Here is a 12,373-nt window from a genome sequence, read left to right on the forward strand (position 1 = left end):
CTTTCCGTTATCTCGCGCCGGCAAGCACCGGCGACAAAAAAGCCCGCGTTGCGTCGGCAATCAGCGGGCTTTGTGTGCGGAGTAGCTTGAGCGGTAGAGCGGCCCGCTTGCGCGGCCGCCGTTCGCTTTAGCTGTTTCGGGAAGCCCTGGTCAGGCCGCCCTGCGTCCGCAAGCTGAATTCAAATCGACGCAAGGGCAGATTCTAGCACCGTAGCTGCAGCGCGACGTCACTCGACCGACAACTGCAGATGCAGTTGCGAACGCGCCGTGCCGCCGTCCATCGCTTCGCTCGCCGCATCGCGATCCGATTGCGCGGATGGCGCGAGGCGCGCGAGTTCGACGCCATCGAGGTACTCGCTCGTCACGTCGCCGGTGATGTACTTGCCGTCGAAGCACGATGCATCGAACTCCTTCAGCGCCGGGTTGATGTCGCGCACCGCGTTCTTCAGCGCGTCGACGTCCTGGTACACGAGGTAATCGGCGCCGATCATGCGCGCGACTTCCTCGTCCGTACGGCCGTGCGCGACGAGTTCGCCGCGCGTCGGCATATCGATGCCGTACACGTTCGGGAATTTCACCGGCGGCGCCGCGGAGGCGAAGATCACCTTGTTCGCGCCCGCGTGGCGCGCCATCTGCACGATTTCATGCGAGGTCGTACCGCGCACGATCGAGTCGTCGACGATCAGCACGTTCTTGCCCTTGAACTCGATGCCCATCGCGTTCAGCTTCTGGCGCACCGACTTCTTGCGCACGGCCTGGCCCGGCATGATAAACGTGCGGCCCACGTAGCGGTTCTTGAAGAAGCCTTCGCGATACTCGACGCCGAGCTTCGCCGCGACTTGCATCGCCGCCGGGCGCGAGGAATCGGGAATCGGCATCACGACGTCGATCTTCACGTCCGCCGGCAAGACGCGCTTGATCTTCTCGGCGAGGTAGTCGCCCATGCGCAGACGCGCGTTGTAGACGGGCACGCCGTCGAGCACCGAGTCCGGGCGCGCGAGATAGACGAGTTCGAAAATGCAGGGGTTCAGGCTCGCGTTCGTCGCGCACTGCGCCGCGTGGAAGTTGCCTTCGAGGTCGATAAACACCGCCTCGCCCGGCTGCACATCGCGCACGAATTCGAAGCCGATGCCTTCGAGCGCGACCGATTCCGATGCGAGCATCCATTCGGTGCCGTGGTCCGTCTCGAGCTTGCCGATGCACAGCGGGCGGATGCCGAACGGGTCGCGGAAACCGACGAGGCCGTACTCGGCGATCAGCGACACGATCGCGTACGACCCGCGCACGCGCCGATGCACACCCGACACGGCCTTGAAGAGCGCTGCCGTATCGAGCTGCAGGCCAGAGCTTGCGAGCTGCAGTTCGTGCGCGAACACGTTGAGCAGCACTTCGGTGTCGGAGTTCGTATTGATGTGGCGGCGGTCGACGCGGAACATCTCGTCTTTCAGCTGCTGCCAGTTGGTCAGGTTGCCGTTGTGCGCGAGGATGATGCCGAACGGCGCGTTCACGTAGAACGGCTGCGCTTCCTCTTCGCTCGACGCGGAACCCGCGGTCGGGTAACGCACCTGGCCGATGCCGACTGTGCCTGGCAAGCTGCGCATGTTGCGCGTGCGGAACACGTCGCGCACCATGCCGTTCGCCTTATGCATGTGGAAGTTGCTGCCGTTCACCGTCGCGATGCCGGCGGCGTCCTGACCGCGGTGCTGCAGCAGCAGCAGGCTGTCATAGATCAGCTGGTTGACCGGGGATTGGGAAACTACGCCTACGATGCCGCACATGGCATGTCCTTCAAAGGTACGAAATTCGTTATGGGCCGGGGGCCGCGGTGTGGCCGTCCGCCCCGGCACTCATGTCGTCGACGTGGACGTACGCTGCGATTGCATCCGGAAGCAACGGCTTCAACTCTCGCACGCCCTGCTCCGCATACGGCCGCAGCAACGCGTTACGCCAGAATGCCTGCTGGGGCAGTTCGGTCAGTCCTGCAAGCGCGACCAGAACCAGCACCAGAATGACCCCGCGCACGAGGCCGAACATCAATCCGAGCGAGCGGTCGACGCCACTCAATCCCGATACCTGCACCAACCGGCTCAGCAAGGCGTTCGCTACGCCCGCCACCAGCATCACCGCGATCACAATGACAGCAAACGCGAGCAGCCATTGTGTCAGCGCGCCGCCCGGCCAATGCTCGGGCATATACGGCACCACGAACCCGACAAACCGGCATGCGATCAGAAACGCCACGATCCAGCCGATCAGCCCGAATATCTCGGACAGAAAGCCGCGCCACGTGCCGCGCAGCGCTGACAGGCCGATCACCGCCATAACAGCGTAGTCGAACGCGGTGAACATCACCGGCTTATTGAGCCGAACCGTTGTTCGCGCCCGACGTCAAGCCGGCTTCACGAACCTTCGCGATCGCCGCCGACGCTGCCGCGCGGTCCGCGAACGGCCCCGCGCGCAACAGTGTTCGCGTCGAGCCGTCGGCTTGCTTCCGCTTTTCGAGATATGCGGGCACACCGGCCGCTTTCAACTTGCTGGCCCAGCTACGGGCACTCGTCTCATCGGAGAACGACCCGAGCTGCACCGCGAAGCGATTGCCCGGCGGCGACGTCGGCGTGCCGGATTCGGCGAGCGCGGCGGCCGCGCTGGGCGCGGTGGATTCTGCCGATTGCGTCTGCGTCGCCGATTGCGTCGATTTCGTGGCCGGGGCGGCGTTCGCTGCCGCCGTTTGCGTTTGCGTGGACTTCGCCGCCGGTTTTGCTGCAGCAGGCGCGTTGTTCGCGGCCGTTACCGGCGCTTGCTGCACTTTGCCCGCGGACTGCGTTTGCTGTTGCGTCTGCTTGCCTGCCGCTTCACCCTGCGCCGCGCCGCCGCGGCTCGACGACCCGTTCGCCGCAGTCGCCGACGGCGACTCGCCGGACGGCGCCGGCGCGCCTTGCACGCCCGCTGCGGCGCCCTGCGCGCCTTCGGGCGCGGCCGGGTTATCGGGCGCAACGCCCGCCTGGGTATCTTGCGGATCCTGCGCGCGCGAGCGCGACACGGGGCGGCTCGGAATATCGATTGAAATATCGTCGGTAACGGGCTTCGGGTGCGAATCGAGCACCATCGGCAAAATCACGACCGCCGCCACCACCAAGGCGATCGCGCCAACGAGGCGCCGCCGCGCGCGCTGCTTTTCCGGCAAGGTGGGATCGAGGAGCATCGCGTCCGCGTCGCCGGCCCGTTCGGCACGCCGGGTTCGCCTTTCGACGCGTTCGCCACGGTCGGCCGCGCTCGAGCTCCGGTTTGAGCCCCGTTTAGAACTGGAATCCGCGCCGCGCCGGTTGGACGCGCCGTCTTTCTTGCCGAACGAGAAAATTGCCATGAATGCCTTGGTTCGAGGCTGCCCGCGTTCAGTGTTGTTGCGATTTGCGCCAGGCCATCACGCCCGCAACGGTAAAGAAACTTCCGAAAACCACAATTCTATCATTGTCGGAGGCCCGTTTTAGCGCATCCTGAAATGCTTCCGCGGGCGAAGTGAAGCGCGTCACGCTGCTGTCCGGACTGTCGGCGACGCCTGCGTCGCGCAGCGCGGCCTCCAGTTGTTCCGCGGTGGCGCCGCGTGGCGTCGGCAGGTCGGTCACACACCAGTGATCGATTTCGCTCTTCAGGTGAGCGAGCACCCCCGCGATATCCTTGTCGCGCATCGAGCCGAACACCGCGTAAGTGTACGGAAAATAGCCCATATTGCCGAGATTTTGCGCGAGCACCGCCGCCGCGTGTGGGTTGTGCCCAACGTCGAGCACGATTGACGGCTTGCCCGGCAGTACCTGGAATCGCCCCGGCAATTCGACGTTCGCGAGGCCGAGGCGAATGTCCTGGGCCGAAACCGGCAGCCGGTCGCGCAGCGCTTCGAGGCCCGCGAGTGCCGCCGATGTGTTGATCAACTGGTTGGCGCCGCGCAATGCCGGATACGCGAGCGCGGAACGGCGCAGCGTGCGGCCGACATAGTTCCACTGCTGGCGTTCGCTGCCGGCCTGGCCTTCGTAGCGGAAGTCCTTGCCGAACAGCCACAGATCGGCGCCGATCTTGTGTGCATGATCGATCAAGGTCTGCGGCGGCAACGGGTCCGCGCAAACGGCCGGCCGTCCCGCGCGGAAAATGCCGGCCTTCTCGAACGCGATCTTGTCGCGCGTATCGCCGAGGTATTCGGTGTGATCGATGTCGATGCTCGTGATGATCGCGCAATCGGCATCGAGAATATTGACCGCGTCGAGGCGGCCGCCGAGGCCCACTTCCATGACCACCGCGTCGAGGCCGCGCGAGGCGAACAGATGCATGATCGCGAGCGTCGTGAATTCGAAGTACGTCAGCGACGGCGGTTCGGCGAGGCTCATGCGCGCGGTTTCGACGGCTTCGAAGTGCGGCAGCAGATCGGCGTCGCTGGCGTTTGCGCCGTTCACGCGCGCGCGCTCGTTGAACGACAGCAGGTGCGGCGACGTGTGGCAACCGACCGTATAGCCGGCGCGCAGCAGGATCGACTCGAGAATCGCGCAGGTCGACCCCTTGCCGTTCGTGCCGCCGACCGTGATCACCGGGCATGCGAACGACAGCTGCAATGCATCGCGAACCCGGCTGATCCGCTCGAGGCCCATATCGATACCGACCGGATGCGCAGTTTCGAGATGCGTGAGCCACGCATCGAGGGTGGGAAATGTGGTCATCGAATGAAACGGGAGTGCGGTCCGCAATTATCCCGGAAACGACAACGCGCCGCTTGCTCGTTGCTCGCGGCGCGTTGTCTTTTCATCTTCATCGCGCGCGACAGCGGCAACGCGATGCGATGCGATGTGTCTTCGTGAGTCGTTGGTCGTTAAGCGACCGCGTCCGCCGGCTGACGCGTCAGCAGCGCCATCAGCTGCGCGATTTCCTCGCGCAGCTTGCGGCGGTCGACGATCATGTCGATCGCCCCCTTCTGCAGCAGGAATTCGGCGCGCTGGAACCCTTCCGGCAACTTTTCGCGCACGGTCTGCTCGATCACGCGCGGGCCCGCAAAGCCGATCAGCGCTTTCGGTTCGGCGATCACGACGTCGCCGAGGAAGGCGAAGCTCGCCGACACGCCGCCCATGGTCGGATCGGTCAGCACCGAGATAAACGGCAGCTTCGCTTCGGCGAGGCGCGTCAGCATCGCGGTGGTCTTCGCCATCTGCATCAGCGACAGCAGGCTTTCCTGCATCCGCGCGCCGCCCGAAGCGGTGAAACAGATAAACGGCACCTGCTGCTCGAGCGCGTTCTGCGCGCCGCGCGCGAAACGCTCGCCGACCACCGAGCCCATCGAGCCGCCCATAAACGAGAACTCGAAGCACGCGACGACCACGGGCAGCGTATGAATCGCGCCGCCCATCACCACCATCGCGTCGGTTTCGTCGGTTTCGTCGATCGCTTCTTTCAGACGGTCCGGATACTTGCGGCTGTCCTTGAACTTGAGCGCGTCGACCGGCAGGATTTCCTGACCGATTTCATAGCGGCCTTCCGCATCGAGCAACGCATCGAGCCGCTCGCGCGCGCCGATCCGCATATGGTGATCGCACTTCGGGCAGACGTGCAGATTCGCCTCGACGTCGTTGCGGTAGAGCACCGCTTCGCACGACGGGCATTTGATCCACAGTCCTTCCGGAATGCCCTTGCGGCTTTTCGGATCGGTTTGCTTGATTTTGGGCGGCAGCAATTTGTCGAGCCAGCTCATATTGATTTTCTCCGGGCCATCGGTATGCGCTACTTCACGCGCCGTGCGCGCAAAACGCCTACCGATCGCCTTGTTTCTGATGTTGATCGATTCGCGGATCAGGCTGTGCGGGCGCCCGCACCAATCGAATCGATTGCCTGACGGATTTCCCTGATAAACCGGGTCAGCGACTCGGCGGCGGCCTCGGGAGCCGCATCTTCGAGCAGATTGACGATCCGGCTGCCGATCACGACTGCATCGGAGACTTCCGCCACTGCACGCGCCGACTGCGCATCGCGGATGCCGAATCCGACCCCAACCGGAAGCGCTACCCGCGACTTGATGGCCGGGATTTTACCTGCAATATCAAGAACGTCCAGATGCGCCGCACCGGTCACGCCTTTTAGCGACACGTAATAGACGTAGCCGCTCGCCACGCGGCCGACCGCGGCGATGCGCTCGTCGGTCGAGGTCGGCGCGAGCAGGAAGATCGGATCGATGCCGGCCGCCTTCATTTTTTCGGCGAACGGCGCGCATTCCTCGGGCGGATAGTCGACGACGAGTACGCCGTCCACGCCCGCCTCGACGGCGACTTTTGCGAATGCATCGGCGCCGACGCGTTCGATGGGGTTCGCGTAGCCCATCAGGACGATCGGCGTTTTGTCGTCTTTCTCACGGAAGCGCTTGACGTCGGCCAGCACGTCGCGCAGCGTCACGCCTTTCGCCAGCGCGCGCTCCGACGAACGCTGAATGACCGGGCCGTCCGCCATCGGGTCCGAAAACGGCACGCCGAGCTCGATGACGTCCGCGCCGCCTGCAACGAGCGCGTGCATGAATTCGACGGTGCGCTTGGGATCGGGATCGCCCGCGGTGATGAACGGGATCAGGCCTTTGCGCTTCTGTGCGGCGAGTGCCGCGAATGTCTGGTTGATTCGGGACATGTTGATTTTCTCGAAGTCGATTGACTGCGCGCTGGTCTGGTTTGGCTGCTGTCGAGGAGCGGTTGGCTTCGGCGGTCAAGCCGGCGCCACCGAATCCACGGAAGCCGCCGCCAAACTGACGCGTTCTCGCGCTATCGCGCAGTAACTTTCATTGATCTCATAGCCGACGAACTGACGCTGCTGACGCGCGCAAGCCACTGCCGTGGTGCCGCTGCCCATAAATGGATCGAGCACGCGGCCGCCCGGCGGGCAGCTCGCGAGCACCATCCGCTCGACGATTTCCAACGGTTTTTGCGTCGGATGATCGACCCGTTCGGCATGCTGCCGATGCAGGCGCGACACCGACCACACGTCTTTCGGGTTGTAGCCCATCTCCAGCCACTTGCTGCCTTCGAACAACTTGCGCGAACGCGCCTTCTTCGTGACTGCATCGTACGGGATACGGACGGGATCGAGATCGAAGTAGTAGTCCTTCGAAACCGCGAACAGACCGATGTTGTCGTGCACCGACGTGAAACGCCGCGTCGTGCCGCCCATGCTCGGTACGCGCCGGTCCCAGATGATTTCGTTGACCATCGTGAGTTTTGTCTTCAGAAAGCAGAAGATCTCGGGCGCGTACTGCCACGTGCAGAAGATATAGAGCGAACCGGTCGGCTTGAGCTTCGGAATAGCCAGCTCGAGCCACTCGCGCGTCCAGGCGAGAAACGCGTCGCCCGAACGCATGTCGGAGTCGTTGCCGTAGTCCTTGCCGAGCCCATACGGCGGATCGGCGAGGATCAGGTCGATCGACTGGTCCGGCAAGTTCGCCGCATCGGTCAGGAAGTCGCGGTTGTGAAGTTCGATTGCAGCCGGCACCGGCAACAGCACCGCCGGCGCGGTGGCCGGCATGGCGGCCGGTGTAGCGGCTGGTACGGCGCCCTGAGCAACCGGTCGTTCCGCGACCGGTTGCGCGGCTTGCCCTGCCTCTGCCGCGGCCGTATCGAGCGCTGGCTGCGGTTCCTCGAACTCGTCGCGCATCGCCGCGGCGCTCAGAACTTGATACCCGATCGCTCGGCGACCGTGTGCATGTCCTTGTCGCCACGGCCCGACAGGTTGACCAGCAGGACCTTGTCCTTCGGCAGCGTCGGCGCGAGCTTCGTCGCATACGCCAGCGCATGGCTCGATTCGAGCGCGGGGATGATCCCTTCGATGCGGCAGCAGTCGTGGAACGCCTTGAGCGCGTCTTCATCGGTGATCGCGACGTATTGCGCGCGGCCGCTGTCCTTGAGCCACGCGTGCTCGGGGCCCACGCCCGGGTAATCGAGGCCGGCCGAGATCGAATGCGTTTCGATGATCTGACCGTTTTCGTCCTGCAGCAGGTACGTGCGGTTGCCGTGCAGCACGCCCGGCGTGCCGCCCGTCAGCGATGCCGCGTGACGGCCCGTGTCGATACCGTCGCCGGCCGCTTCAACGCCGATCAGTTGCACCGATTTGTCTTCGATATACGGGTAAAAGATGCCCATCGCATTCGATCCGCCGCCAATGCACGCAATCACGGCATCCGGCTGACGGCCGACCAGTTCGGGCATCTGCACCTTGCATTCGTCGCCGATCACGCGCTGGAAGTCGCGCACCATCATCGGATACGGGTGCGGGCCCGCCACCGTGCCGATGATATAGAACGTGTTTTCGACGTTAGTGACCCAATCGCGCATCGCTTCGTTGAGCGCGTCTTTCAGCGTGCGCGAGCCCGATTCGACGGGCACCACGGTCGCGCCGAGCAGCTTCATGCGGTAGACGTTCGCGGCCTGCCGATGCACGTCTTCGACGCCCATATAGACCACGCATTCCATGCCGAAGCGCGCGGCGATCGTCGCGGTGGCGACGCCGTGCTGACCCGCGCCCGTTTCCGCGATCACGCGCGGCTTGCCCATGCGCTTCGCGAGCAGCGCCTGGCCGATCACGTTGTTCACCTTGTGGGCGCCGGTATGGTTGAGATCTTCACGCTTCAGATAGATCTGCGCGCCGCCGAGCAGTTCGCTCCAGCGCTGGGCGTGATACACGGGGGAAGGACGACCGACGAAGTGCTTCAGTTCGCGCTGATATTCGGCGATGAAGTCCGGGTCAGTTTGAGATTTCTCATAAGCGGTGCGCAGTTCATCGAGCGCATGCATGAGCGTTTCAGCGACGAACACGCCGCCATATTGGCCGAAATGGCCTCGTTCATCAGGTAAGTTGTACATTTCGTCACTCTTTTCAGTTTGCCGGGCCGGCGTAATGTGAACGCCTGCGCGGCCTGAATCATCCAGCGTCCGCTTGTCTGACCGCGTGTACGAACGCCGCCATCCGGGCGTGATCTTTCACGCCCTTCGCACCCACGACTTCGATGCCGCTCGAGACATCGACCGCGTACGGGCGCACGCGACGTATCGCTTCACCGACGTTTTGCGCGTTCAACCCACCACTCAAAACGGCCCGACGCGCGAGCTCTGCTGGAATAAGTGACCAATCGAAAACCTTCCCGCCGCCGCCATAGCCCTCGACATGTGTGTCGAACAGAAGGCCGCTGGCGGCTGAATAGTTAAGGGCGGATTTTACCAAATCGCCCGGCCGAGTATCAGGCTCAATGCGCAAGGCGCGCAACCATGGCAAACCCGCGACGCTCGCGAGCGCTTCGCATTGCGCGGGCGTCTCGTCGCCGTGGAACTGCAACAGCGAAAGCGGCACGTCGCAGACGACGTCGCGCACCCAGTCCGGTGTCGCGTTCACGAACAGCCCGACCACCGACAGAAACGGCGGCACATTGCGCGTCAGCTCGACGGCCTGCGCGATGCTCAGCGCGCGCGGGCTAGGCGGGTAGAACACGAGGCCGATCGCGTCCGCGCCGAGGTCGACCGCCCAGTCGATATCCGACGGCTTCGACAGGCCGCACAGCTTGATACGCGTGCGATGCGGAACGGCAGCGGCCGGGGTTGCCTCCGGAGCTGCCCCCGCGGTTGCCTTTGTAGCGCCGGCTTCCGCCGGCTGGCTCGAAGAAGTTGCGTTCATGATTGCGATTCGTCGTTCCAGACATGAGCCCACGGTACGCTGCCGACCGGCGCGGCCGGCACCGCGAACGCCTCGGGATAGCCCACCTGCGCGAGATAAAGCCCGTCGGGCATGAAGGTCGGCGCCGCGCTGCTGCGGTCGCGGCTTGCCAGCACCTCGGCGAGCCAGTCGACAGGATAACGCCCGCGCCCGATTGCGACGAGGCAGCCCATCAGGTTACGCACCATGTGATGCAGGAACGCGTTCGCGCGAAACCGGAAATGGATGAAGTCGCCGTCGCGGCGGATATCGATCTGGTACAGGTGTTTAACCGGCGTCTTTGCCTGACACTCCGACGAGCGGAATGCCGAAAAATCGTGCTCACCGATCAGGCACGCGGCCGCCTCACGCATGGCGTCGATCTCGAGCGGTGTGTGGATCCAGCCCGCGCGGCCCGAGAGCATCGGCGAGCGCACCGGGTTCACATAGAGCACGTAGTAGTAGGTGCGCTCGAAGGCCGAAAAACGCGCGTGGAAGGTGTCCGGCATCGGCTTCGCCCACTGGACCGCGACCGTCGACGGCAGAAACGCGTTCGTGCCTCGCACCCATGAGAACTCCGCGCGATCGAGCGCAGTATCGAAATGGACCACCTGGCCGAGTCCGTGCACGCCTGTGTCCGTGCGGCCCGCGACGATTGTCTGCAACGGCGTCTGCGCGAATTCGCGCAACGCGCGCTCGAGTTCGTCCTGCACGGTCCTGCCGTGCGGCTGCGATTGCCAGCCGCAAAATGCCGCGCCGTCGTACTGAACGCCCAGTGCAATGCGCATCACGACAGCGGCGCGAGTGTCGACAGCATCGCGCGCGCTTCGTTGCGCGTCGCGGCGTCGTTGGACTCGATCACTTCGTTGATCAGCGTCCGTGCGCCGGCGACGTCGCCGAGTTCGATGTATTCGGCGGCCAGTTCGAGCTTGTTGCGCGCGATGCGGGCCAGCTCTTCGGGCGTGAAAGTCGGCAACGGCTGAGCCGGACCCGGCGGCAACTCGAGATCGAAGTCGAGCGCGAGCGGGCCGTATCTGGCCGCGCCCATGCCGGCGATCGCGCCGTGGCCCGCTGTGCCCGCTTCGATCTGCTCGCCGACCCGGGGCGGCTCGGGCTCGTTCGGCGGTACGGCTTGCTGCGCGGTGATGTCGGGTTCGACGACGGGTTGTGTGCTTAGCGATGCCGGTGGCGTGACCGGTCCGGCGGATTCCGCCGCTCCGGCAGAATCCGCGGCGCGCGGGGGCAAAGACATGTCGAGGCTGCCCAGCGCGGCGAGTGCGGCCCGCGGAAATTGCGGCGCGGCGGCGGCGTGTGCTTCGTCGGGTTCCGCGGCCGCTGCGGGCGCTTCAGTGGCAGGCTCGTCGGCGTGTCGATCGGGCGACGCTTGCGGTTCGCCGAAAGGCTCTGCGTGCGCTTCGGCTTGCGCCGCCGTATCGGTCGCCGCCGCAGCCGGTTCCGCGGGTATCGGATCCGCGAGTGTCGGAATGCTGTCGATGTCTTCGGCTGCGGCGGCGTGCTCCACGCCAGTGGCCGGCGTGGCGACGTCGGCCGGCAATTCGGGCGTGGGCTCGGTTAGCTCGGTTCGTTCAGCGGGCGTAACCGGTTCGATTCCCCGCGCTTCCGCTTCCGCTTCCGCTTCGGCTTCGGTTCCGGTTTCGTCGCCCGGTTGTGCTTCGCGCGCAATCGCATCGGCCGGCGCAGCGGGCGGTTCGATAATCGATGCCCGATCATCGCTCTGATCGTCGTGCTGATCGAACGCTTGCGGCTCGTGCGTCAGGTCGGATTGCCGGTCGCGCGCCGCAGCGGCATCAAGCGCGACCGATGCTTCCGCCGGTCGCTCCGTCGGCGTGCCGTACGGTCCGGACGCCACGCCGCTCTGCGCAGGCGGCAATACGCGCTCGGTCAACGGCGGCACATCGTCCTCATCGACTGACGACGACAGCGGCTCACGCGACGCGGCGGATTCCCCGCTCTTCGCCATTGCGTCGTATGCGCTTGCCGCGCTGCGCGACGCATCGTTTGGCGCAGGCGGTGGCGCGGACTGCGCAGCATCGTCCGGCGCACTCAATCCGGAGCCACTGCGCGCGCGCACGGGCGAGGCGTCATTGCGTTTGCGCCGCCGCATCGCGAGACCCGCGACCACCGCGGCCAGCAACGCGCCAATCAGCGCTGCCGCGCCGACATATTCCTGCTTCGACGTCAGCGTCAGAGCAGACTGTGGCGGCGATGCGGATGCGACTGGCGGACGCGCTGCCACCGCCGGGGCACTTGCGGCACCCGAAGCGCCCGTGCCTGCCGCGGGCTGCGCGGACAACTGACCGTTCGTCGCGGCAACACCGCTTGCCGTCTGCGACTTGCCGATACCGTGCTTCTGAAGCTCCATCAGCACGCGGTTTTTCAGTGCGAGCAATTGCTGAAGACTCGAAACCTGGGTGCGCGCCTGAGACGCACCCTGCGGGGCGCCGGCCGACGCCGCCTGAGCGCCGCTCGCGCTGGCGGCGGGCTGGCTCGGCGCGGACTGGATCGAACCCGACCACACATTGCCGCTGCTCGCCGCGGCAGCCTGTGAACTGCTGGCGCCCGTGGCCGGCGCGGACGCGGGCGCAGTCGCAGAAGCGGACGCCGACGGTGCCGACGCAGCCGCCGCAGTGGCATTTACCGGCGCCGGCGCCGACGCCGCATG

The 12,373-nt window shown here is 65.2% G+C and carries 11 protein-coding genes; all 11 read right to left on the reverse strand.

Annotated elements, in window-relative coordinates; genetic code table 11:
* Positions 1-227: 227 nt before the first annotated feature.
* Positions 228-1,778, reverse strand: coding sequence for an amidophosphoribosyltransferase (gene purF / locus ACYPXD_RS28705; RefSeq protein WP_459719533.1), 1,551 nt, complete (start codon positions 1,776-1,778; stop codon positions 228-230).
* A gap of 28 nt (positions 1,779-1,806) precedes the next feature.
* Positions 1,807-2,349 (reverse strand): CvpA family protein, encoded by a 543-nt coding sequence (locus tag ACYPXD_RS28710; protein ID WP_459719536.1) that lies wholly within the window; start codon positions 2,347-2,349, stop codon positions 1,807-1,809.
* 7 nt (positions 2,350-2,356) lie between these two features.
* On the reverse strand, positions 2,357-3,364 hold the full coding sequence (locus ACYPXD_RS28715; RefSeq protein WP_459719539.1) for an SPOR domain-containing protein: 1,008 nt from the start codon (positions 3,362-3,364) through the stop codon (positions 2,357-2,359).
* Positions 3,365-3,392: 28 nt separating this feature from the next.
* Complete coding sequence (gene folC, locus ACYPXD_RS28720) at positions 3,393-4,703, reverse strand: bifunctional tetrahydrofolate synthase/dihydrofolate synthase (RefSeq protein WP_459719543.1); 1,311 nt, start codon at positions 4,701-4,703, stop codon at positions 3,393-3,395.
* A gap of 149 nt (positions 4,704-4,852) precedes the next feature.
* A complete protein-coding gene (gene accD / locus ACYPXD_RS28725) occupies positions 4,853-5,725 on the reverse strand; it encodes an acetyl-CoA carboxylase, carboxyltransferase subunit beta (RefSeq protein ID WP_459719548.1) in 873 nt (290 codons plus the stop codon).
* 98 nt (positions 5,726-5,823) lie between these two features.
* Positions 5,824-6,645 carry a tryptophan synthase subunit alpha gene (trpA, locus tag ACYPXD_RS28730; RefSeq protein WP_459719552.1) on the reverse strand — a complete coding sequence of 274 codons (822 nt, stop codon included), beginning with the start codon at positions 6,643-6,645 and terminating at the stop codon, positions 5,824-5,826.
* 75 nt (positions 6,646-6,720) lie between these two features.
* Positions 6,721-7,662 carry a DNA-methyltransferase gene (locus ACYPXD_RS28735; protein WP_459719555.1) on the reverse strand — a complete coding sequence of 314 codons (942 nt, stop codon included), beginning with the start codon at positions 7,660-7,662 and terminating at the stop codon, positions 6,721-6,723.
* Between the two features lie 11 nt (positions 7,663-7,673).
* Entirely contained in the window at positions 7,674-8,867 is a 1,194-nt protein-coding gene (gene trpB, locus ACYPXD_RS28740; RefSeq protein WP_459719558.1) for a tryptophan synthase subunit beta, read from the reverse strand.
* 58 nt (positions 8,868-8,925) lie between these two features.
* Positions 8,926-9,672, reverse strand: a complete 747-nt coding sequence (locus ACYPXD_RS28745; protein WP_459719562.1) for a phosphoribosylanthranilate isomerase — start codon at positions 9,670-9,672, stop codon at positions 8,926-8,928.
* Positions 9,669-10,478 (reverse strand): tRNA pseudouridine(38-40) synthase TruA, encoded by an 810-nt coding sequence (truA, locus tag ACYPXD_RS28750; RefSeq protein ID WP_459719718.1) that lies wholly within the window; start codon positions 10,476-10,478, stop codon positions 9,669-9,671. Before truA ends, ACYPXD_RS28745 begins: the two co-directional genes overlap by 4 nt.
* Positions 10,478-12,373, reverse strand: a 1,896-nt coding sequence (locus ACYPXD_RS28755) for a FimV/HubP family polar landmark protein (RefSeq protein ID WP_459719565.1), incomplete at its 5' end; no start/stop codon positions are given. The genes truA and ACYPXD_RS28755, both read right to left, overlap by 1 nt.

This window comes from Paraburkholderia sp. 2C (genome assembly GCF_054589215.1).

Excerpts from the sequence above, each read along its gene's own strand:
- ACYPXD_RS28715 (WP_459719539.1), bottom strand. The coding sequence starts at position 3,364 with ATGGCAATTTTCTCGTTCGGCAAGAAAGACGGCGCGTCCAACCGGCGC.
- accD (WP_459719548.1), bottom strand. The coding sequence starts at position 5,725 with ATGAGCTGGCTCGACAAATTGCTGCCGCCCAAAATCAAGCAAACCGAT.
- folC (WP_459719543.1), bottom strand. The coding sequence starts at position 4,703 with ATGACCACATTTCCCACCCTCGATGCGTGGCTCACGCATCTCGAAACT.
- ACYPXD_RS28745 (WP_459719562.1), bottom strand. The coding sequence starts at position 9,672 with ATGAACGCAACTTCTTCGAGCCAGCCGGCGGAAGCCGGCGCTACAAAG.
- purF (WP_459719533.1), bottom strand. The coding sequence starts at position 1,778 with ATGTGCGGCATCGTAGGCGTAGTTTCCCAATCCCCGGTCAACCAGCTG.
- trpA (WP_459719552.1), bottom strand. The coding sequence starts at position 6,645 with ATGTCCCGAATCAACCAGACATTCGCGGCACTCGCCGCACAGAAGCGC.
- trpB (WP_459719558.1), bottom strand. The coding sequence starts at position 8,867 with ATGTACAACTTACCTGATGAACGAGGCCATTTCGGCCAATATGGCGGC.
- ACYPXD_RS28710 (WP_459719536.1), bottom strand. The coding sequence starts at position 2,349 with ATGTTCACCGCGTTCGACTACGCTGTTATGGCGGTGATCGGCCTGTCA.
- ACYPXD_RS28735 (WP_459719555.1), bottom strand. The coding sequence starts at position 7,662 with ATGCGCGACGAGTTCGAGGAACCGCAGCCAGCGCTCGATACGGCCGCG.
- truA (WP_459719718.1), bottom strand. The coding sequence starts at position 10,478 with ATGCGCATTGCACTGGGCGTTCAGTACGACGGCGCGGCATTTTGCGGC.